The organism is Enterobacter sp. BNK-34 (assembly GCF_048684445.1).
Taxonomy (GTDB): domain Bacteria; phylum Pseudomonadota; class Gammaproteobacteria; order Enterobacterales; family Enterobacteriaceae; genus Enterobacter; species Enterobacter pseudoroggenkampii.
Genome location: NZ_JBLQUA010000001.1, coordinates 842,730 through 864,059, shown reverse-complemented (window position 1 = coordinate 864,059; position 21,330 = coordinate 842,730). Strand labels below are relative to the sequence as shown.

Sequence of the window (21,330 nt, the reverse complement as noted above, 5' to 3'; positions counted from 1 at the left end):
GAGAAGATCATGACCGACCTGTTTTCCAGCCCAGACCACACCCTTGATGCCCAGGGCCTTCGCTGCCCGGAACCGGTAATGATGGTACGTAAGACCGTGCGCAATATGCAGACCGGTGAAACGCTGTTGATTATTGCCGATGACCCGGCCACAACCCGCGATATTCCCGGTTTTTGTACCTTTATGGAACATGAGCTGGTGGCACAGCAGACTGAGGCGCTGCCGTACCAGTATTTGATTCGTAAGGGGTAGATGGGCTGCCCTCTGCGGCCTGATGCCCTCACCCCGACCCTCTCCCACGGGGAGAGGGAGAAAGTCATCCTTTCATCCACGCCCGGATCCCGTCCAGGAACATCTGCGTCGCCATCATGACCAGAATCAGCCCCATCAGGCGCTCCAGCGCGTTCACCCCTTTCTCACCCAGCAGGCGCAGGAACAGGGACGACTGCAGCAGGATAATAAACGTCCCGCCCCAGGCGATCAGCAGGGCAATCACCAGATGACTCATCTGGTTCGGATACTGATGCGACAGCAGCATCAGCGTGGCCAGAATGGTCGGGCCCGCGACGAGGGGGATCGCCAGCGGCACAATAAACGGCTCTTCACCCGCAGGCAGGCCGCTGCTGCTGCCTTCCGCGCTCGGGAAAATCATCTTAATGGCAATCAGGAACAGAATAATCCCGCCGGAAATCGACACAGTTTCGGCGCGCAGGTTCAGGAATGCGAGGATCTTTTCCCCGGCAAACAGGAAGATAAACATCACCAGCAGGGCGATGAGCAGCTCGCGGATCATGATCGCCCGGCGGCGCTTCGGCTCGGTGTGCTTCAGCACCGACATGAAGATCGGCAGGTTACCCAGTGGATCCATTATCAGAATCAATAAAACCGCTGCGGAAATGATTTCACTCATGTAAATTATCCCTGAAATTCTCTATGGTTATTATGATAATTAGCTGTATTTCTGATTGTCGGGCAATCATCGATTAATTTCGCTTGCGACTTTGGCAGCATTTTGTAATGTGAAGCATATCCCAGTTCAATACTGGCTTGCACAAACAGCACACACCCTCAGCAGGAAAAAAATGCTATGAAAAACGTTGGTTTTATCGGCTGGCGCGGTATGGTCGGCTCTGTACTCATGCAACGCATGGTTGAAGAGCGCGATTTCGACGCTATCCGCCCGGTCTTCTTCTCCACTTCCCAGCTCGGCCAGGCTGCTCCGTCCTTTGGTGGTACCACGGGCACGTTGCAGGATGCTTACGATCTGGAAGCGCTGAAGGCACTCGACATTATTGTCACGTGCCAGGGCGGCGATTATACCAACGAAATCTATCCAAAGCTGCGTGAAAGCGGCTGGCAGGGCTACTGGATTGACGCGGCCTCGTCGCTGCGCATGAAAGACGATGCCATCATCATTCTCGACCCGGTTAACCAGGGCGTGATCACCGATGGCCTGAACAACGGCGTGAAAACCTTTGTCGGCGGTAACTGCACCGTCAGCCTGATGCTGATGTCCCTCGGCGGCCTGTTCGCGCAGGATCTGGTGGAGTGGGTCTCCGTGGCGACCTACCAGGCGGCGTCCGGCGGCGGCGCGCGTCACATGCGCGAGCTGCTGACCCAGATGGGCCAGCTGCACCAGAGCGTTGCGACCGAGCTGGCAAACCCGGCATCCGCTATTCTGGATATCGAGCGTAAGGTCACTCAGCTGACCCGCAGCGGCGAGCTGCCGGTGGATAACTTTGGCGTACCGCTGGCCGGTGGCCTGATCCCGTGGATCGACAAGCAGCTGGATAACGGCCAGACCCGCGAAGAGTGGAAAGGCCAGGCTGAGACCAACAAAATCCTCAATACCGCGAACACCATTCCGGTTGACGGCCTCTGCGTGCGTATCGGCGCGCTGCGCTGCCACAGCCAGGCCTTCACCATTAAACTGAAAAAAGATGTGTCTATTCCGACCGTGGAAGAGCTGCTGGCCGCGCACAACCCGTGGGCGAAAGTGGTGCCAAACGATCGCGATATCACCATGCGCGAGCTGACCCCGGCTGCCGTTACCGGCACGCTGACCACGCCGGTTGGCCGTCTGCGCAAGCTGAACATGGGGCCGGAGTATCTCTCCGCGTTCACCGTTGGCGACCAGCTCCTGTGGGGCGCTGCCGAGCCGCTGCGCCGCATGCTGCGCCAGCTGGCGTAATAATTTGTTAAATACCGGGGGTGATTTTCACCCCTTTTTTTTGCGTACTACATGGAGTAACACGCGTATGTCTTATTTTTTATCAGGAGTCATCTAGAGCGTTGGCTATGCTTTAAGGAAGAGTCATTTCTTACCTGAGGTTCGAACGGAGCAGATTGGATGCACATTTTTGTGCTGTCCCGTTCAGGTCACATTAAAAGTCGTCCCGGAGCGCTTAAAAAGGACGACATAAAAAACAGGATGAATACCATGTCCGATCGTGTGGATAGAGACGTGATTAATGCGCTTATTGCGGGTCATTTTGCTGACCCCTTTTCTGTGCTTGGGATGCATCGTACTGAGGATGGCCTTGAAGTTCGGGCACTGTTACCGGATGCCACAGAAGTCTGGGTGATTGAACCCAAAACCGGCCGCAAGGTGGGTAATCTTGAATGCCTCGATTCCCGTGGCTTCTTCTCGGGTGTAATGCCCCGTCGTAAAAACCCGTTTCGCTATCAGCTCGCCGTTCTCTGGCACGGTCAGCAAAACCTGATTGACGATCCCTACAGCTTCGGCCCTCTGCTTAAAGAGATGGACGCCTGGCTGCTTTCCGAAGGAACGCATCTTCGTCCTTATGAAACGCTGGGTGCCCATGCCGATACCATGGACGGCATTACCGGCACGCGCTTCTCCGTGTGGGCGCCCAATGCCCAGCGCGTCTCCGTTGTCGGACAGTTCAACTACTGGGACGGCCGCCGCCACCCGATGCGCCTGCGTCGGGAAACCGGCATCTGGGAGCTGTTTATCCCCGGGGCGCACCACGGGCAGCTTTATAAATTCGAGATGATCGACGCCCACGGCAAGCTGCGCATTAAAGCCGACCCGTATGCCTTCGAAGCGCAGATGCGCCCGGATACCGCGTCGCTGATTTGCGGCCTGCCGGAGAAGGTCGTTCAGACGGAGGAGCGCAAGCAGGCCAACCGCTTTGATGCGCCGATCTCCGTCTATGAAGTCCATCTCGGCTCCTGGCGTCGCCACACCGATAACAACTTCTGGCTGAGCTACCGGGAGCTTGCCGACCAGCTGGTGCCGTATGCCAAATGGATGGGCTTTACCCACCTTGAGCTGCTGCCGGTCAACGAGCACCCGTTCGACGGCAGCTGGGGCTATCAGCCCACCGGGCTGTATGCGCCAACGCGCCGCTTCGGCACGCGCGACGACTTCCGCTATTTCATTGATGCCGCGCACGCCGCCGGGCTGAACGTCATCCTCGACTGGGTGCCGGGTCATTTCCCTGCGGATGATTTCGCGCTGGCAGAGTTTGACGGCACGAAGCTGTACGAGCACAGCGATCCGCGCGAAGGCTATCACCAGGACTGGAACACGCTGATCTACAACTACGGTCGCCGTGAGGTCGCAAACTACCTGGTCGGGAATGCCCTGTACTGGATCGAGCGGTTTGGTATCGATGCCCTGCGCGTCGATGCGGTGGCGTCGATGATCTACCGCGACTACAGCCGCAAAGAGGGGGAGTGGATCCCGAACGAGTTTGGCGGCCGCGAAAACCTGGAGGCCATTGAATTCCTGCGTAATACCAACCGCATTATCGGCGAGCAGGTGGACGGTGCCGTAACTATGGCGGAAGAGTCGACCGACTTTGCGGGCGTCTCCCGTCCGCCGTCATTAGGCGGCCTGGGGTTCTGGTATAAGTGGAACCTGGGCTGGATGCACGACACGCTCGACTACATGAAGCTGGATCCGGTCCACCGTAAGTACCATCACGATAAGCTGACGTTCGGGATGCTCTACAACTACACCGAAAACTTCATGCTGCCGCTGTCGCACGATGAGGTGGTACACGGTAAAAAATCGATTCTCGACCGCATGCCGGGCGACGCGTGGCAGAAGTTTGCCAACCTGCGCGCCTATTACGGCTGGATGTTTGCCTTCCCGGGCAAAAAACTGCTGTTTATGGGCAATGAGTTCGCTCAGGGGCGCGAGTGGAACCACGACGCCAGCCTCGACTGGCATCTGCTGGAAGGCGGCGACAACTGGCACCACGGGGTGCAGCGTCTGGTACGCGATCTGAACCTGACCTATCGCCACCACAAAGCGCTGCACGAGCTCGACTTCGATCCGTACGGCTTTGAGTGGCTGGTGGTGGACGACCACGAACGCTCGGTGTTTGTCTTTGTGCGTCGTGACAAAGCCGGTAACGAGATCATCGTCGCCAGCAATTTTACGCCGGTGCCGCGCGAACACTACCGCTTCGGCATTAACCAGCCGGGCAAATGGCGCGAAATTCTGAATACCGACTCGATGCACTACCACGGCAGTAACGCCGGTAACGGCGGGCTGGTACAGAGCGACTCCATCGAAAGCCACGGACGACCCAACTCCCTGAGCCTGACGCTGCCGCCGCTTGGCACCATCTGGCTAATGCGGGAGGGCGAATGACGCAGCTTACGGCAGGTAAACCCGAACCGCTCGGGGCGCGTTTTGACGGGAAGGGGGTCAATTTCACCCTCTTTTCCGCTCACGCTGAGCGGGTAGAACTGTGCGTGTTTGACGGGGAAGGCAACGAGCACCGTTACGATTTACCCGCGCGCACGGGGGATACCTGGCACGGCTACCTGGCCGGAGGGCGGCCAGGCTTGCACTATGGCTTTCGCGTACACGGTCCGTGGGATCCGGCGCAGGGTCACTGGTTTAATCCGGCGAAGCTGTTGATTGACCCGTGCGCGCACCGCGTGGACGGCGAATTTAAAGACGACCCGCTCTTCCACGTGGGTTACGGCGATCCCGACCACCGCGACAGCGCGCCCGTCGCGCCAAAAAGCGTGGTGGTGAACGATCTTTATGACTGGGAAGACGATGCCCCGCCGCAGACGCCGTGGGGCCATACCGTCATTTATGAAGCCCACGTCAAAGGACTGACGTACCTGCACCCGTCGATCCCCAAAGAGATGCGGGGCACCTACAAGGCGCTCGGGCATCCCACCATGATCGCCTACCTGAAGCACCTCGGCATCACCGCTCTGGAACTGCTGCCCGTCGCCCATTTTGCCAGCGAGCCGCGCCTGCAGCGGCTGGGGCTAAGCAACTACTGGGGCTACAACCCGCTGGCGATGTTCGCGCTTGAGCCACGCTATGCCGCTCATCCGGAAAAGGCGCGGGACGAGTTTCGCGATGCGGTGAAGGCGCTTCATACGGCGGGCATTGAGGTCATTCTGGACGTCGTGCTGAACCACAGTGCCGAAAGCGATCTCGACGGTCCGACGCTCTCCATGCGCGGAATTGATAACCGTAGCTATTATTGGATCAGGCAGGATGGCGATTATGAGAACTGGACCGGCTGCGGTAACACGCTCAATCTCAGCCATCCGGCGGTCACGCATTTTGCGTATGAATGCCTGAAATACTGGGTGGAAACATTCCACGTCGACGGTTTTCGTTTCGACCTGGCGCCCGTGATGGGGCGCACGCCGGCGTTCAGCCAGCAGGCGCCGCTGTTTGAGGCGATAAAAAACTGTCCGGTGCTCTCGCAGGTGAAGCTCATTGCCGAGCCGTGGGACATCGGAGAAGGTGGTTATCAGGTCGGGAATTTCCCGCCGCTGTTTGCCGAGTGGAACGACCACTACCGCGACGCCGTACGCCGCTTCTGGCTGGAGCGGAATCTGTCGCTCGGGGAGTTTGCCGGACGTTTTGCCGCTTCAAGCGATCTCTTTAAGCGTGACGGCAAACGCCCGTCGGCCACCGTCAATCTGTTGACGGCGCACGACGGTTTTACCCTCAGGGACTGCGTTTGTTTCAATCAGAAACACAATGAGGCAAACGGCGAAGAGAATCGCGATGGCACTAACAATAACCATAGCTTTAATCATGGTATAGAAGGGTTAGGCGGAAGTCTGGATGTGATAGAGCGGCGACGCGCCAGCGTACATGCGCTGCTGACAACGCTTTTATTGTCGCAGGGCACGCCGATGCTGCTGGCAGGCGATGAACACGGCCACAGCCAGCACGGTAACAACAATGCGTATTGCCAGGACAACACGTTAACCTGGCTCGACTGGGGTGAAGCCAACAGCGGGCTGATTCATTTTACCGCTGCGCTGATCCATCTTCGCCAGCAGATCCCCGCGCTGACCGCCGACCGCTGGTGGGAAGAGGGTGACGGCAACGTTCGCTGGCTGAATAAAGACGCGCAACCGTTAAGCGCGCAAGAGTGGCAACACGGCGTACCACGCCTGCAAATCCTGCTGTCGGATAAATGGCTGGTCACGCTGAACGCGACGGATGACGTCGCAGAGATTGTTTTACCTGAAGGGGAATGGCGCGCCGTTCCTCCCTTTGCCGGAGCGGATAATCCGGTAGTAATGGCTGTCTGGCACGGGCCTGCGCACGGAGTGTGCGTATTCCAAAGATGATAAAAAAGGAGTTAGTCATGGTTAGATTAGAGAAGAACGATCCCTTAATGTTGGCACGCCAGCTACCATTAAAAACGGTTGCCCTGATACTTGCGGGCGGGCGTGGTACCCGTCTGAAAGATTTGACCATCAAGCGCGCCAAACCGGCTGTTCACTTTGGTGGTAAGTTCCGTATCATCGACTTTGCGCTCTCCAACTGCCTGAACTCGGGCATTCGCCGCATCGGCGTCATTACGCAGTATCAGTCGCATACGCTGGTTCAGCATATCCAGCGCGGCTGGTCATTCTTCAGCGAAGAGATGAACGAGTTTGTCGATCTCCTCCCTGCGCAGCAGCGCGTCCACGGCGAGAACTGGTATCGCGGGACAGCGGATGCGGTGACCCAGAACCTCGACATCATTCGTCGCTACAACGCGGAATACATCGTGATCCTCGCCGGGGACCACATCTACAAGCAAGATTACTCCCACATGCTGATCGACCACGTCGAAAAAGGGGCGCGCTGCACCGTGGCGTGTCTGCCTGTGCCCGTTGCTGAAGCGACGGCGTTTGGCGTCATGCACGTGGATGCCGACGACAAAATTATCGACTTCGTTGAAAAACCGGCGAACCCGCCAACCATGCCGGGCGATGACACCAAATCGCTTGCCAGCATGGGGATCTATGTCTTTGACGCAGATTATCTTTATGAGCTGCTGGAAGAAGACGACAAAGACGAAAACTCCAGCCACGACTTCGGTAAAGACATCATTCCGAAAATCACGAAAGCTGGCATGGCGTATGCACATCCTTTCCCGCTGTCCTGCGTGCAGTCCGACCCGAATGCGGAACCTTACTGGCGCGATGTGGGCACGCTGGAAGCGTACTGGAAAGCGAACCTCGATCTGGCATCGGTCACGCCTGAACTGGATATGTACGACCAGAACTGGCCGATTCGTACCCATATGGAGTCGCTGCCGCCGGCCAAGTTCGTCCAGGACCGCTCCGGCAGCCACGGTATGACGCTGAACTCGCTGGTGTCCGGCGGGTGCATTATTTCAGGCTCGGTGGTGGTGCAGTCGGTGCTGTTCCCCCGCGTGCGGATAAATTCATTCTGTAATATCGATTCGGCAGTCTTGTTGCCGGATGTCTGGGTAGGGCGCTCGTGTCGTCTGCGTCGTTGCGTGATCGACCGTGCCTGCGTCATCCCTGAAGGGATGGTTATTGGGGAGAATGCGGAAGAAGACGCGCGTCGTTTCTACCGTTCGGAAGAGGGGATCGTGTTAGTCACACGGGAAATGTTGCGGAAGCTGCAGATCAAACAGGAGCGATGATGCAGGTTTTACACGTATGTTCTGAGATGTTCCCGTTGTTGAAAACGGGCGGACTGGCAGATGTGCTTGGCGCATTACCGGCGGCGCAAATCGCCGGAGGCGTGGATACCCGAGTCCTGCTGCCCGCCTTTCCGGATATCCGGCGCGGTATACCTGATGCGAAAGTGGTGACCCGCCGTGAAACGTTTGCCGGACGCATTACCCTGCTGTTTGGACATTACAATGGCGTAGGGATTTACCTGATCGACGCGCCGCATTTATACGATCGCCCGGGCAGCCCGTATCATGATACGAACCTGTTCGCCTACACCGACAACGTGCTGCGCTTTGCGCTGCTCGGCTGGGTCGGTGCCGAAATGGCGACGGGGCTGGATCCGTTCTGGCGCCCGGATGTGGTGCACGCGCACGACTGGCACGCCGGGCTTGCCCCGGCGTATCTCGCCGCGCGCGGCCACCCGGCGAAATCGGTCTTTACCGTGCATAACCTGGCGTATCAGGGGATGTACTATGCCCATCACATGAGTGAAATCGATCTGCCATTATCGTTCTATAACATGCACGGGCTGGAATTTAACGGGCAGATCTCGTTCCTGAAAGCCGGGCTGTACTACGCCGATCACATCACGGCGGTGAGCCCAACCTACGCGCGTGAGATCACCCAGCCGGCGTTTGGCTACGGTATGGAAGGGTTGCTGCAGCAGCGCCATCGCGAAGGCCGCCTGTCGGGCATTCTGAACGGCGTGGACGAACAGATCTGGAGCCCGGAAACCGATCTCCTGCTGGCGGCGCGCTACGGCCGTGATTCCGTGGAAGACAAAGCGGAAAACAAACGCCAGCTGCAGATTGCGATGGGCCTGAAGGTTAACGACAAAGTGCCGCTGTTCGCGGTGGTCAGCCGCCTGACCAGCCAGAAAGGGCTGGATCTGGTGCTGGAGGCGCTGCCCGGTTTACTGGAGCAGGGCGGACAGCTGGCGCTGCTCGGCGCGGGCGACCCGGTGCTGCAGGAAGGTTTCCTTGCCGCCGCGGCGGAACATCCGGGTCAGGTGGGCGTGCAGATTGGCTACCACGAGGCATTCTCGCACCGCATTATGGGCGGCGCGGACGTCATCCTGGTGCCAAGCCGTTTCGAACCCTGCGGCCTGACGCAGCTGTACGGCCTGAAATATGGCACCCTGCCGCTGGTACGCCGCACGGGCGGACTGGCGGATACGGTATCCGACAGCTCTCTGGAAAACCTGGCGGACGGTATCGCCAGCGGGTTTGTCTTTGAGGACAGTAATGCCTGGTCGCTGCTTCGGGCGATTCGGCGTGCTTTCGTCTTGTGGTCCCGTCCATCGCTGTGGCGTTACGTACAACGTCAGGCGATGTCCATGGACTTTAGCTGGCACGTCGCGGCGCAGTCATACCGCGATCTCTATCAACGCTTGATGTAACGAGGCGAAGTTACTGATATGAACGCTCCATTTAGCTACTCTTCACCCACGCTCAGCGTTGAGGCGTTAAAGCACTCTATCGCCTACAAGCTGATGTTCACCATCGGGAAAGATCCGGTTATTGCCAACAAGCACGAGTGGCTGAACGCCACCCTGTTTGCCGTGCGTGACCGCTTAGTTGAACGCTGGCTGCGCTCAAACCGCGCCCAGCTCTCGCAGGAGACGCGTCAGGTTTACTACCTGTCGATGGAATTTTTGATTGGCCGCACGCTGTCCAATGCGCTGTTGTCGCTCGGTATTTATGACGACGTCAAAACCGCACTGGAAGAGATGGGGTTAGATTTAGAAGAACTGATCGACGAAGAGAACGACCCGGGCCTCGGTAACGGCGGTCTGGGACGTCTCGCCGCCTGCTTCCTCGACTCGCTGGCGACGCTGGCGCTGCCGGGCCGCGGCTACGGTATTCGCTACGATTACGGCATGTTCAAGCAGAACATCGTCGACGGGCGTCAGAAAGAGTCCCCGGACTACTGGCTGGAGTACGGCAACCCGTGGGAGTTTAAGCGCCACAACACGCGCTACAAGGTGCGCTTTGGCGGACGTATTCAGCAGGAAGGGAAAAAATCCCGCTGGGTAGAAACGGAAGAGATCCTGGCCGTGGCCTACGACCAGATTATCCCCGGCTACGACACCGACGCCACCAACACGCTGCGCCTGTGGAGCGCCCAGGCCAGTAGCGAAATTAACCTCGGTAAATTTAACCAGGGGGATTACTTCGCGGCGGTGGAGGATAAAAACCACTCCGAGAACGTGTCCCGCGTGCTGTACCCGGATGACTCGACCTACTCGGGCCGCGAGCTGCGCCTGCGTCAGGAGTATTTCCTCGTTTCGGCGACCATTCAGGACATCCTCAGCCGCCACCATCAGCTGCACAAAACCTACGCCAACCTGGCGGAGAAAACCGCGATCCACCTTAATGACACTCACCCGGTGCTCTCTATTCCGGAGCTGATGCGCCTGCTGATCGACGAGCATAAGTTCAGCTGGGACGACGCCTTTGAGGTGACCTGCCAGGTGTTCTCGTACACCAACCACACGCTGATGAGCGAAGCGCTGGAAACGTGGCCGGTGGACATGCTCGGCAAAATCCTGCCGCGCCATCTGCAGATTATCTTTGAGATTAACGACTACTTCCTCAAGACGCTGCAGGAGCAGTATCCGAACGATACCGGCCTGCTGAGCCGCGCGTCCATCATTGATGAGTCGAACGGTCGTCGCGTGCGCATGGCCTGGCTGGCGGTTGTCATCAGCCACAAGGTCAACGGCGTGTCCGAGCTCCACTCGAACCTGATGGTGCAGTCGCTGTTTGCGGACTTTGCGAAGATTTTCCCGACGCGCTTCTGCAACGTGACCAACGGCGTCACCCCGCGCCGCTGGCTGGCGCTGGCCAACCAGCCGCTCTCTGAGGTGCTGGACGAGAATATTGGCCGTACCTGGCGTACCGATTTGAGCCAGCTGAGCGAGCTGGAACAGCATATTGATTTCCCGACGGTGAACAAAGCCGTGCGCGAAGCCAAGCTGCTGAACAAAAAACGTCTGGCGGTCTGGCTGGCGATGCACCTCAACGTGGTGGCAAACCCGAAAGCGCTGTTCGACGTTCAGATCAAACGCATCCATGAATACAAGCGTCAGCTGATGAACGTGCTGCACGTGATCACCCATTACAACCGCATTAAGGCCGATCCGACGGCCGAATGGGTGCCGCGCGTGAAGATCTTTGCCGGTAAGGCGGCGTCGGCCTACTACATGGCGAAGCACATTATTCATCTCATCAACGACGTGGCGAAGGTGGTTAACCAGGATCCGGACATTGGCGACAAGCTGAAGGTGGTGTTCATTCCAAACTACAGCGTCAGCCTGGCGCAGCTGATTATTCCGGCGGCGGATCTCTCTGAACAGATTTCCACGGCGGGGACGGAAGCATCCGGCACCAGTAACATGAAGTTTGCCCTTAACGGCGCGCTGACCATCGGTACGCTTGACGGGGCGAACGTCGAGATGCTGGAGCACGTGGGCGAAGACAATATCTTTATCTTTGGTAATACGACGGAAGAGGTGGAGGCGCTACGCAGAAAAGGCTACTCGCCACGTCAATATTACGAAGGGGATGAAGAGTTACGCCAGGTGCTGACGCAGATCGCGACCGGCGTGTTTAGCCCGGATGAACCGAGCCGCTACCGCGATCTGGTGGATTCGCTGATAAACTTTGGCGATCACTATCAGGTGCTGGCGGATTACCGTAGCTACGTGGACTGTCAGGACAAGGTGGACGAACTGTATCGCCAGCCGGAGAAGTGGACCAGCGCCGCTATGTACAACATCGCCAATATGGGCTATTTCTCGTCAGACAGGACCATCAAGGAGTATGCCGAGACGATCTGGCATATTGATCCGGTGAGGTTGTAAAAACAAAGCCGGGTGGCGGCTTCGCCTTACCCGGCCTACTTGATCCCGTAGGCCCGGTAAGCGTAGCGCCACCGGGCATTTTTTCACATCAGGACGCCAGCGACAGCTCACGCTTTCCCGCATGTTGCAGTAACCACTGCGCCACGCGAGACTGCTGTTCGGCGTTGAGCCACATCCCTTCTTTGGTACGGCGCCAGATAGCATCGTCCAGACGACGCACCCACTCGTGCTCAACCAGGTAGCGCAGCTCGGCTTCGTACAGCTCGTGGCCGAAATGCTCGCCCAGATCCGCAATGTCCTTCGCATCGCCCAGGAACAGCTCGGTATTGCTGCCGTAGGTGCGGGCATAGTGGCGCGCCATCCCTTCGGTGATGAACGGGAAGCGACGGCGCAGCTTCGCGGCGTAATCATCGCGGTTACCGCCGATATCACCGCCGGGCAGCACCGCGCCTTTGGTCCATGCCGGGCCAATGCCTTTGTAGTACGGCGCCAGTTTTTCCAGCGCGTGCTCGGCCAGCTTGCGGTAGGTGGTGAGCTTGCCGCCAAACACGGACAGCAGCGGCGCCTGGCCGTCTACGTCGTGAATATCGAGCGTATAGTCGCGGGTGATGGCCTGCGGTGAGTCAGATTCGTCATCGCACAGCGGACGCACGCCGGAGTAAGTCCAGACCACGTCGTCGCGCGACAGCTGTTTCTTAAAGTGCGCGTTATACACTTTAAGCAGGTAGTTCACTTCGCTCTCGTCGATCTCGACGTTCTTCGGATCGCCTTTGTACTCCACGTCGGTGGTGCCGATGATCGAGAATTCGTCCATCCACGGGATCACAAACACGATGCGCTTGTCTTCGTTCTGCAGAATGTACGCCTGCTTCTGGGTATGCACGCGCGGCACCACAATGTGGCTGCCTTTGATCAGGCGGATGCCGTACGGGGAAGGCAGATGCATGCCCTCGTCAAAGAACTGTTTCACCCACGGGCCAGTGGCGTTCACCAGGCCGCGCGCTTTCCAGCTGAATTTCTCGCCGGTATCGATGTCTTCCGCTTCCACAATCCACAGGCCGTTTTCACGGCGGGCAGAGGTCGCGCGAGTGCGGGTTTTCACCTCGCCGCCTTTCTTCTCAACCATCTGCGCGTTCGCCAGCACCAGGCGGGCATCGTCCACCCAGCAGTCGGAATATTCGAATCCGCGCACGATTTCAGGCTTAAGGACCGATTCTGAGCCAAAACGCAAACCTTTCGAACCCGGGAGGCTGGTGCGTTTACCCAGATGATCGTACATAAACAGACCAATTCGGATCATCCATGCCGGACGCAGATGCGGGCGATGGGGCAGGCGGAAGCGCATCGGAATCGCCAGATGCGGGGCCATTTTCAGCAGCACTTCACGTTCGGCCAGCGCTTCACTGACCAGGCGGAATTCGTAGTGTTCCAGGTAGCGCAGGCCACCGTGAATCAGTTTGGAGCTGGCGGACGACGTCGCGCAGGCGAGATCGTTAGCTTCCAGCATCAGTACGGATAAACCGCGTCCTGCGGCATCGACCGCAATACCGGCACCGTTGATGCCACCGCCTATCACAATCAGATCTTTGGTTTCCATAACACCCTCATGCACTTTCGTTAAAGCTCAGAAATGTTCGATATCGCTCATAATAGCAAAGGAACGCGCTTTTGGTAACATCAAAAAAACAATTTAGAGTGATATGGATAACATAATGGCGTTTACCCGCCGCCAGGACGTACACTACGGGGTAAAATCTTGTCGTTGACCACTGTAAAGAGAACACCATGGATCAGTTTGAATGTATTAACGTAGAAGAAGCCCACCAGAAGATGCACCAGGGAAAAGCGGTGCTGGTGGACATCCGCGATCCGCAGAGTTTTGCGATGGGCCACACGCCCGGCGCGTTCCATCTCACGAACGACACGCTGGGCGCGTTTATGCGCGATAACGACTTCGAGACGCCGGTCATGGTCATGTGCTACCACGGCAACAGCAGCAAAGGCGCGGCGCAGTATCTGCTGCAGCAGGGTTACGACGCGGTGTACAGCGTCGACGGTGGCTTCGATGCCTGGCATCGTCATTTCCCGGCAGAAGTGGAATACGCTTTTGAGCGCTGATCCCGCTATACTGTCCCCTTTTGTGTGGAAATAAGCGACCGCTGCCCATGTTGATGATCACCTCTTTTACCAACCCGCGCGTCGCCCAGGCGTTTGTCGACTATATGGCGACGCAGGGCGTTATTCTGACTATTCAGCAACATACGCAGACCGACGTCTGGCTGGCCGATGAGAGCCAGGCCGGGCGGGTAAACGAGGAACTGGCGCGTTTTCTTGAGAACCCTGGCGACCCGCGCTATCTGGCGGCAAGCTGGCAGTCCGGCCAGACCGGCAGCGGATTGCACTACAGCCGCTTTCCCTTCCTCGCCACCATTCGCGAGCGCGCGGGCCCGTTTACGCTGCTGCTGATGGCAGCCTGCATCATCGTCTTCATTATCATGAACGTGGTCGGCGACCAGAGCGTGATGATTGCTCTGGCGTGGCCCTATGACCCGTCTCTTGAGTTTGACGTCTGGCGCTACTTTAGCCACGCGCTGATGCACTTCTCGGTGATGCATATCCTCTTTAACCTGCTCTGGTGGTGGTATCTCGGCGGTGCCGTTGAAAAGCGTCTGGGCAGCGGCAAGCTGATCGTTATCACCATCATCAGCGCCCTGTTAAGCGGTTACGTGCAGCACAAGTTCAGCGGGCCGTGGTTCGGCGGGCTGTCGGGTGTCGTGTATGCCCTGATGGGCTACGTCTGGCTTCGCGGGGAGCGCGACCCGGAAAGCGGCATCTATCTGCAACGCGGATTAATAACCTTTGCGTTAATATGGCTAATTGCCGGATGGTTTGATCTGTTTGGTATGTCTATCGCCAACGGTGCACACGTCGCCGGGCTGGCCGTGGGGCTGGCGATGGCCTTTGCCGACACGCTCCATGCGCGAAAACGAACATAATTCTCAGGGATAATTGATGAAACAAACACAACGTCATGACGCCATTATCGAACTGGTAAAAAAACAGGGATACGTCAGCACCGAAGAGCTGGTGGAGCAGTTTGCCGTCAGCCCACAAACCATCCGTCGTGACCTGAACGACCTGGCCGATCAGAACCGTATTCTTCGCCACCACGGCGGCGCGGCGCTGCCGTCCAGCTCGGTTAACACCTCCTGGCACGACCGTAAAGCCACGCAGACGGCGGAGAAAGAGCGTATTGCCCGCAAGGTCGCCAGCCAGATCCCGAACGGGGCAACGCTGTTTATTGATATCGGCACCACGCCGGAAGCGGTCGCCCATGCCCTGCTGGATCACGAGAACCTGCGCGTGGTCACCAACAACCTGAACGTGGCCAATACCCTGATGCAGAAAGACGATTTCCGCATCATCCTCGCGGGCGGCGAACTGCGCAGCCGCGACGGCGGAATTATCGGCGAAGCGACCCTCGATTTTATCTCTCAGTTCCGCCTCGACTTCGGCATTCTGGGGATCAGCGGCATCGACAGCGACGGCTCGCTGCTGGAGTTTGATTATCACGAGGTGCGCACCAAGCGTGCGATCATTGAAAACTCGCGCCACGTGATGCTGGTGGTAGACCATTCGAAGTTTGGCCGTAACGCGATGGTGAACATGGGCAGCATCAGCATGGTGGATGCGGTCTACACCGACGTGATGCCGCCGGCGGGCGTGATGCAGGTGATTAAAGATAATAATTTGCAGTTAGAGTTGTGTTGAAACGCCGTTCTCCCTCTCCCTGTGGGAGAGGGGCGGGGTGAGGGCATCAGGCCGCACAAAACCTAAACTCCGTAACCCATCATCTTCAACAGCTGCTGTGCATGCTGCACCGCATCCTGACGATGCGCCACGCCCAGCTTCTGGTACAGGTTGCGGATATGCGTTTTGATGGTGGTCGCCGCCACCGCAAGCTCACCGGCAATCTGCTCATTGCTGTAGCCTGAATAGATCAGCCCCAGAACCTGCCATTCGCGCTGGGTGAGCGGGCTGGTGCGGATAAGCTCCGGCACTTCCGGGTGGTTCAGCAGACGTTCAACGAAGTTCTCATCGAAGTGCGCGAACTTGTGCCGATGATGCTGGTTAATCTCGCGCAGAATACGCTGGGCGCGATGCTGATCCAGCTCCGGCAGCGTGTTGAGCTGAATAAGCTGACGCAGCTGCTGCGCCATCACTTCACCTTCAATCACAAAGTGGCTGATAAACCCGGTGCGGTTAGCCAGCTGCAGCGCCTCCAGCAGCACGCGCTGGGCATCATTTTTACGACCCGCCTGCCAGTAGAGCTGGTTCTGCAGCAGCAGGTTGCGGTTCAGGTCGCTCATCAGGCGCAGGCTGCGCGCGTTCTCGTTCAGCTCTTCCAGGACAATCTCTGCGGGCTCTAAATCACCGAGCAGGATCTGCGCGCGGGCGATGTTGCGCCACTGGCTCTGCAGAAAGTGGTTGTTGGCAAATTCCGGTTTTGGCGTCTGGCGCAGCCAGTTGGCGGCGGATTTTTTGTCGCCGGTCATCTGCCAGTAAATCACCCGAACCTTATCGGCGTTCGATACCCAGTCGCTATGATACTGGCCGTTGCCGAGCAGGTTTTCCAGGCGGTTGAGATGGTTGCGGGCGTTATCGAGATCGCCGCGTGCCAGCGAGCACTGCACCAGCAGCGCCAGGCACTGCAGCTGCTGCTGCGGCTGGAAGCTGGAGAGTACGTCTACACCCTGACGGGCGCAGCTTTCTGCTTCATCCAGGCGCGACCATGCCCACAGCAGCTGAGCGCGAATACGCAACAGGAACTCGTGCATCGGCAGCTGTTCCAGGTGCTGTTCACGAATCAGCTGGAACGCTTTTTCCTGGTTTTCCCAGGCGGCCTGCAGGAACCCCTGCGCGAATAAAATCTCACTCTGTTGGATCAGGCTCCACAGCGCGTAGTGCCAGACATCATGACGACGCGCCATCTGCTCGGTTTGCTGCATCAGTGAAAGCGAACGCGTGAGATCGCCTTTGCAGTGCAGCACTTCGCCGTGCACCGAGGTCGCCACGATGCGGCTGTAGAAGTTAGCCAGCGGCAGTTCATCCAGCGCGACCATCGCCAGCCGTTCAGCTTCGTCCGGGTCGCCGTCGTTAATGGCCACCTGAGCGCGCAGCGCGTTGAACTCGCCGTGCAGGGTGGTATCCATTTCGCTTTCCATCTCCTGCTCGGCGCGCGCCAGCAGGGTGTTCACTTCGCTGTAACGATGCTGACTCTGCATCAGCCAGGCCTGCAGCAGCACCAGACGCGGGTTCTCCAGCAGGCTTTCCCACGGTAGGGCTTTGAGGGACTCTTCCAGCAGCGTCAGTTCGCTGTGGTTAAACAGGCCCCATGCATGGTTGAGGAGGATATCGCGCAGCATGCTGGCATCACCGGCGGCCAGCGCGTGGTGGATGGCCTCGCTCGGGAAGCCTTGTGCCATCCAGCCTTCGGCAGCGGCGCGGTGGATCTCCGGGAGTTCAACCGCCATTTCCCACTGACAGCGCTGGCGCAGGAAGCTACCAAACAGCGGGTGATAGCTAAACCACTCGCCCGGATCGTCCATGCGCGTCAGGAAAAGGCCCTGACGTTCAATCTCTTCGAGCTGCAGCTGACCGTTTTCACAGCCCGTCACCCGCACGATGAGCGCATCATTCATGGAACGCAGCAGAGAGCTTTTCAGCAGGAAATTACGCGTCGAGGGATCGACGCTGTCCAGCACCTCATCCACCAGGTAGTCAGAAAGGTGGCTGGCGTTGATGCCCGCCAGACGCCGCGCAGACTGATGCGCCGGACTGTTGTTTTGCCGGGCAGAGAGGGCGATAAGCTGCAGCGCCGTGGCCCAGCCCGCAACGTCATCACACAGACGGCTGCTTTCGGCGGCCTCAATCGGTGAGGTCAGGCGGCAGTCAAAGAACTGTTTTGCTTCCTGGTGGGTAAAGGCCAACTGCTGGCTGCCCACTTCCAGAAGCTGATCGCGCACGCGCAGGTTGGCAATACCCAGCTGCGGCAGGTTGCGTGACAGCACGACTAAAGTCAGGTTTTCCGGCTGATGGCGCAGGAAGAAACGCATCGATTCATGAATCACCGGGTTAGTGATGAGATGATAATCATCAATCACCACGTAAAGCGGGCGATGCCATTCGGCCAGTTCGATAAACAGCTGAGAGAAAAGGGAAGACAAGCTGGCATACTGGCGCTTTTGCACCATCATCTCACTGGCGACGCAGTGTCCATGGGTGGCTTGCTGTATGGCAGCAATCAGATAGCTGGCAAAACGCTCTTGCTGGTTATCGCCCTCATCGAGGGAGTACCAGCCAAGATCGCTCTTACCTGCGGCCCATTGCGAAATGAGCGTTGTTTTTCCATAACCTGCAGGGCTCGTAACCAGCGCCAGTCGGAAATTATGCGCGCCGGAAAGTTTAGCCAACAGACGTTCGCGGACCACTGTATGGTCAAGGCGAACCGGGCGACTTAATTTAGACGGAATCAACATAGGTTTCACTTCACTGTGGGGAACGAGAGATTTTATTTTTTTTGCGCTTCGTAATTAATGGATATAAGGTCGGCCAATAAGTTAACTATTGCAAGTTATGTCTGGATTTGGTGGCTGTGAATTTGCACTCTGTCACAAAACATTCAGGAAGAAGATGGAACTTTCTGGAAAGGTCTTTGACGCCGCGTCACTGCTGGCTTGTCTGTACTGGTTACCGCTGCGCTGAAACTGGTTTCAGAAAGGGATAGTGACGTCAAATTTAATATACTGCTGGTAAAGTTAAGGGAGATTAATAATCTCCTTAGCGATTACCCGATTGCAGAAATATTATTCTACGTAAGTAATTATTTCGGTGGGGTTTGATTTCACCCGAAACTGCATTTCATTTCTTTGACATTATCCTCGGTTACTTTTTTATCTTCCGGGCACACTCGAACTATGCTCTGAGAGTGGCCTCGATCACACTTTTCTGCTCATCCCCGCTACTCCTCCCTGTCTAATCCCCCACGGGAGGAGGAAGAGGGGAAATGAGCCAGGCACACTAGCGCCAACTTGTGTTTTCTTTCTAAAGGATGCCGATCCCCTATGTCACAGCCTACCTTCAACAAAGCTCAATTCCAGGCTGCCCTGACGCGTCAGTGGCAGCGTTTTGGCCTTCATGCTGCAAACGAAATGACGCCTCACCAGTGGTGGCAGGCAGTGAGCGGTGCGCTCGCAGAGCAGCTGGATGCTCAACCCCTGGCAAAACCGGTAAAAGGCCAGCGCCATGTAAACTACATTTCAATGGAGTTCCTGATTGGCCGTCTGACGGGCAACAACCTGTTGAACCTCGGCTGGTATCAGGAAGTCGGTGATGTGCTGAAAGAGCACGACATTAACCTGACCGACCTGCTGGAAGAAGAGATTGACCCGGCGCTGGGCAACGGCGGCCTGGGACGTCTGGCGGCCTGTTTCCTGGACTCCATGGCGACCGTCGGCCAGTCGGCGATTGGCTACGGCCTGAACTACCAGTACGGCCTGTTCCGTCAGTCGTTTGCCGACGGACATCAGATGGAAGCGCCGGACGACTGGCATCGCAATACCTATCCGTGGTTCCGCCACAACGCGCAGCTGGATGTGCAGGTTGGCATTGGCGGGAAAGTGACAAAGCAGGGGCTCTGGGAGCCAGCGTTCACCATCACCGGTGAAGCCTGGGATCTGCCGGTGCTTGGCTACCGTAACGGTGTGGCGCAGCCGCTGCGTCTGTGGCAGGCGAAGCACGCCCATCCGTTTAACCTGACCAAATTCAACGACGGCGATTTCCTGCGCGCCGAGCAGCAGGGTATCGACGCCGAGAAGCTGACCAAAGTCCTCTATCCGAACGACAACCACCTGGCCGGTAAAAAGCTGCGCCTGATGCAGCAGTACTTCCAGTGCGCCTGCTCCGTGGCGGACATTCTGCGTCGCCATCACCTGGCGGGCCGCAAGCTGGCGCAGCTGCCGGACTTCGAAGTGATTCAGCTCAACGACACGCACCCGACGATTGCGATCCCGGAACTGCTGCGCGTGCTGATCGACGAGCATCAGCTGAGCTGGGATGACGCCTGGGCCATCACCAGCCGTACCTTTGCCTACACCAACCACACCCTGATGCCGGAAGCGCTCGAGTGCTGGGATGAGAAGCTGGTGAAAGCGCTGCTGCCGCGCCACATGCAGCTCATCAACAAGATTAACGACCAGTTTAAAAAGCTCGTGGATAAAACCTGGCCGGGCAACAAAGCGGTCTGGGCGAAGCTGGCGGTGGTTCACGATAAGCAGGTGCGCATGGCAAACATGTGCGTAGTCAGCGGCTTTGCGGTGAACGGCGTGGCGGCGCTGCACTCAGATCTGGTGGTGAAAGATCTATTCCCTGAATACCACCAGCTGTGGCCAACCAAATTCCACAACGTGACCAACGGCATCACGCCGCGTCGCTGGATCAAGCAGTGCAACCCGCTGCTGGCCGGCCTGCTGGATAAGACCCTGAAGAAAGAGTGGGCCAACGATCTGGACCAGCTCATCAACCTGGAAAAACAGGCCGACGACGCGAAATTCCGCGAGCAGTACCGTGCGATCAAGCAGGAGAACAAGGTTCGCCTGGCGGAGTTCGTGAAAATGCGTACCGGGATTGAGATCAACCCGAATGCGATTTTCGATATCCAGATCAAACGTCTGCACGAGTACAAACGCCAGCACCTGAACCTGCTGCACATTCTGGCGCTGTACAAAGAGATCCGCGAGAACCCGCAGGCTGACCGCGTGCCGCGCGTGTTCCTGTTCGGTGCGAAAGCGGCGCCGGGCTACTACCTGGCGAAAAACATCATCCTCGCCATCAACAAAGTGGCGGCGGCGATCAATAGCGACCCGAAAGTGGGCGACAAGCTGAAGGTGGTGTTCCTGCCGGATTACTGCGTCTCGGCGGCTGAAATGCTGATCCCGGCGGCGGACATCTCCGAGCAGATCTCTACCGCAGGGAAAGAAGCGTCCGGTACCGGCAACATGAAGCTGGCGCTGAACGGCGCGCTTACCGTCGGCACGCTCGACGGGGCCAACGTCGAAATCGCCGAGAAGGTGGGGGAAGAGAATATCTTTATCTTCGGCCATACCGTGGAAGAGGTGAAAGCCATCAAGGCCAAAGGCTATGACCCGGTGAAATGGCGTAAGAAAGACAAAGTGCTTGATGCAGTGCTGAAGGAGCTGGAAAGCGGTAAATACAGCGACGGCGACAAGCACGCGTTTGACCAGATGCTGCACAGCATGGACAAACACGGCGGTGACCCGTATCTGGTGATGGCGGACTTCACGGCCTATGTCGAAGCGCAAAAGCAGGTCGACGTGCTCTATCGCGATCAGGAGGCGTGGACCCGGGCGTGCATCCTGAACACCGCCCGCTGCGGTATGTTCAGCTCTGACCGTTCAATCCGTGATTATCAGGCCCGTATCTGGCAGGCAAAACGCTAAGGA

General features: G+C 57.7%; 14 protein-coding genes. 11 read left to right on the top strand and 3 right to left on the bottom strand.

The annotated features are described in order from the left end of the window. Positions 1-9: 9 nt before the first annotated feature. Positions 10-252 (top strand): sulfurtransferase TusA, encoded by a 243-nt coding sequence (tusA, locus tag ACMGG5_RS04435; protein ID WP_024908884.1) that lies wholly within the window; start codon positions 10-12, stop codon positions 250-252. Between the two features lie 64 nt (positions 253-316). On the opposite strand, the gene yhgN is transcribed toward tusA, so the two are convergent. Next, positions 317-910, bottom strand: coding sequence for an NAAT family transporter YhgN (gene yhgN / locus ACMGG5_RS04430; protein ID WP_003861574.1), 594 nt, complete (start codon positions 908-910; stop codon positions 317-319). A gap of 177 nt (positions 911-1,087) precedes the next feature. Here yhgN and asd point away from each other — a divergent pair, with 177 nt between their 5' ends. From asd to glgP, 6 genes are all read left to right on the top strand, one after another. Then, complete coding sequence (asd, locus tag ACMGG5_RS04425) at positions 1,088-2,191, top strand: aspartate-semialdehyde dehydrogenase (RefSeq protein ID WP_024908885.1); 1,104 nt, start codon at positions 1,088-1,090, stop codon at positions 2,189-2,191. A 249-nt stretch (positions 2,192-2,440) separates the two neighbouring features. Next, positions 2,441-4,627 carry a 1,4-alpha-glucan branching enzyme gene (gene glgB / locus ACMGG5_RS04420; protein WP_420277556.1) on the top strand — a complete coding sequence of 729 codons (2,187 nt, stop codon included), beginning with the start codon at positions 2,441-2,443 and terminating at the stop codon, positions 4,625-4,627. After that, complete coding sequence (gene glgX, locus ACMGG5_RS04415) at positions 4,624-6,597, top strand: glycogen debranching protein GlgX (RefSeq protein WP_248166238.1); 1,974 nt, start codon at positions 4,624-4,626, stop codon at positions 6,595-6,597. The genes glgB and glgX overlap by 4 nt, the downstream gene beginning before the upstream one ends. A gap of 17 nt (positions 6,598-6,614) precedes the next feature. Further along, positions 6,615-7,910, top strand: coding sequence for a glucose-1-phosphate adenylyltransferase (gene glgC / locus ACMGG5_RS04410; RefSeq protein ID WP_008503066.1), 1,296 nt, complete (start codon positions 6,615-6,617; stop codon positions 7,908-7,910). Next, a complete protein-coding gene (glgA, locus tag ACMGG5_RS04405; RefSeq protein WP_024908888.1) occupies positions 7,910-9,343 on the top strand; it encodes a glycogen synthase GlgA in 1,434 nt (477 codons plus the stop codon). Before glgC ends, glgA begins: the two co-directional genes overlap by 1 nt. A gap of 18 nt (positions 9,344-9,361) precedes the next feature. After that, positions 9,362-11,809, top strand: a complete 2,448-nt coding sequence (gene glgP / locus ACMGG5_RS04400; protein ID WP_032648304.1) for a glycogen phosphorylase — start codon at positions 9,362-9,364, stop codon at positions 11,807-11,809. Between the two features lie 88 nt (positions 11,810-11,897). Here glgP and glpD read toward each other — a convergent pair whose 3' ends face one another. Further along, positions 11,898-13,406, bottom strand: a complete 1,509-nt coding sequence (gene glpD, locus ACMGG5_RS04395) for a glycerol-3-phosphate dehydrogenase (protein ID WP_290094168.1) — start codon at positions 13,404-13,406, stop codon at positions 11,898-11,900. A gap of 188 nt (positions 13,407-13,594) precedes the next feature. Here glpD and glpE point away from each other — a divergent pair, with 188 nt between their 5' ends. The 3 genes from glpE to ACMGG5_RS04380 are packed head-to-tail and all read left to right on the top strand — an operon-like array spanning position 13,595 to position 15,580. After that, entirely contained in the window at positions 13,595-13,927 is a 333-nt protein-coding gene (glpE, locus tag ACMGG5_RS04390; protein WP_006177908.1) for a thiosulfate sulfurtransferase GlpE, read from the top strand. Between the two features lie 47 nt (positions 13,928-13,974). Further along, complete coding sequence (gene glpG, locus ACMGG5_RS04385; RefSeq protein ID WP_028015659.1) at positions 13,975-14,805, top strand: rhomboid family intramembrane serine protease GlpG; 831 nt, start codon at positions 13,975-13,977, stop codon at positions 14,803-14,805. Between the two features lie 16 nt (positions 14,806-14,821). Beyond that, positions 14,822-15,580: a DeoR/GlpR family transcriptional regulator gene (locus tag ACMGG5_RS04380; RefSeq protein WP_008503060.1), complete on the top strand. Its 759-nt coding sequence runs from the start codon at positions 14,822-14,824 to the stop codon at positions 15,578-15,580. A gap of 62 nt (positions 15,581-15,642) precedes the next feature. Here ACMGG5_RS04380 and malT read toward each other — a convergent pair whose 3' ends face one another. Continuing rightward, complete coding sequence (gene malT, locus ACMGG5_RS04375; RefSeq protein ID WP_024908893.1) at positions 15,643-18,348, bottom strand: HTH-type transcriptional regulator MalT; 2,706 nt, start codon at positions 18,346-18,348, stop codon at positions 15,643-15,645. A gap of 585 nt (positions 18,349-18,933) precedes the next feature. Here malT and malP point away from each other — a divergent pair. Next, on the top strand, positions 18,934-21,327 hold the full coding sequence (gene malP / locus ACMGG5_RS04370; RefSeq protein ID WP_420277555.1) for a maltodextrin phosphorylase: 2,394 nt from the start codon (positions 18,934-18,936) through the stop codon (positions 21,325-21,327). The last annotated feature ends 3 nt before the right edge of the window (positions 21,328-21,330 follow it).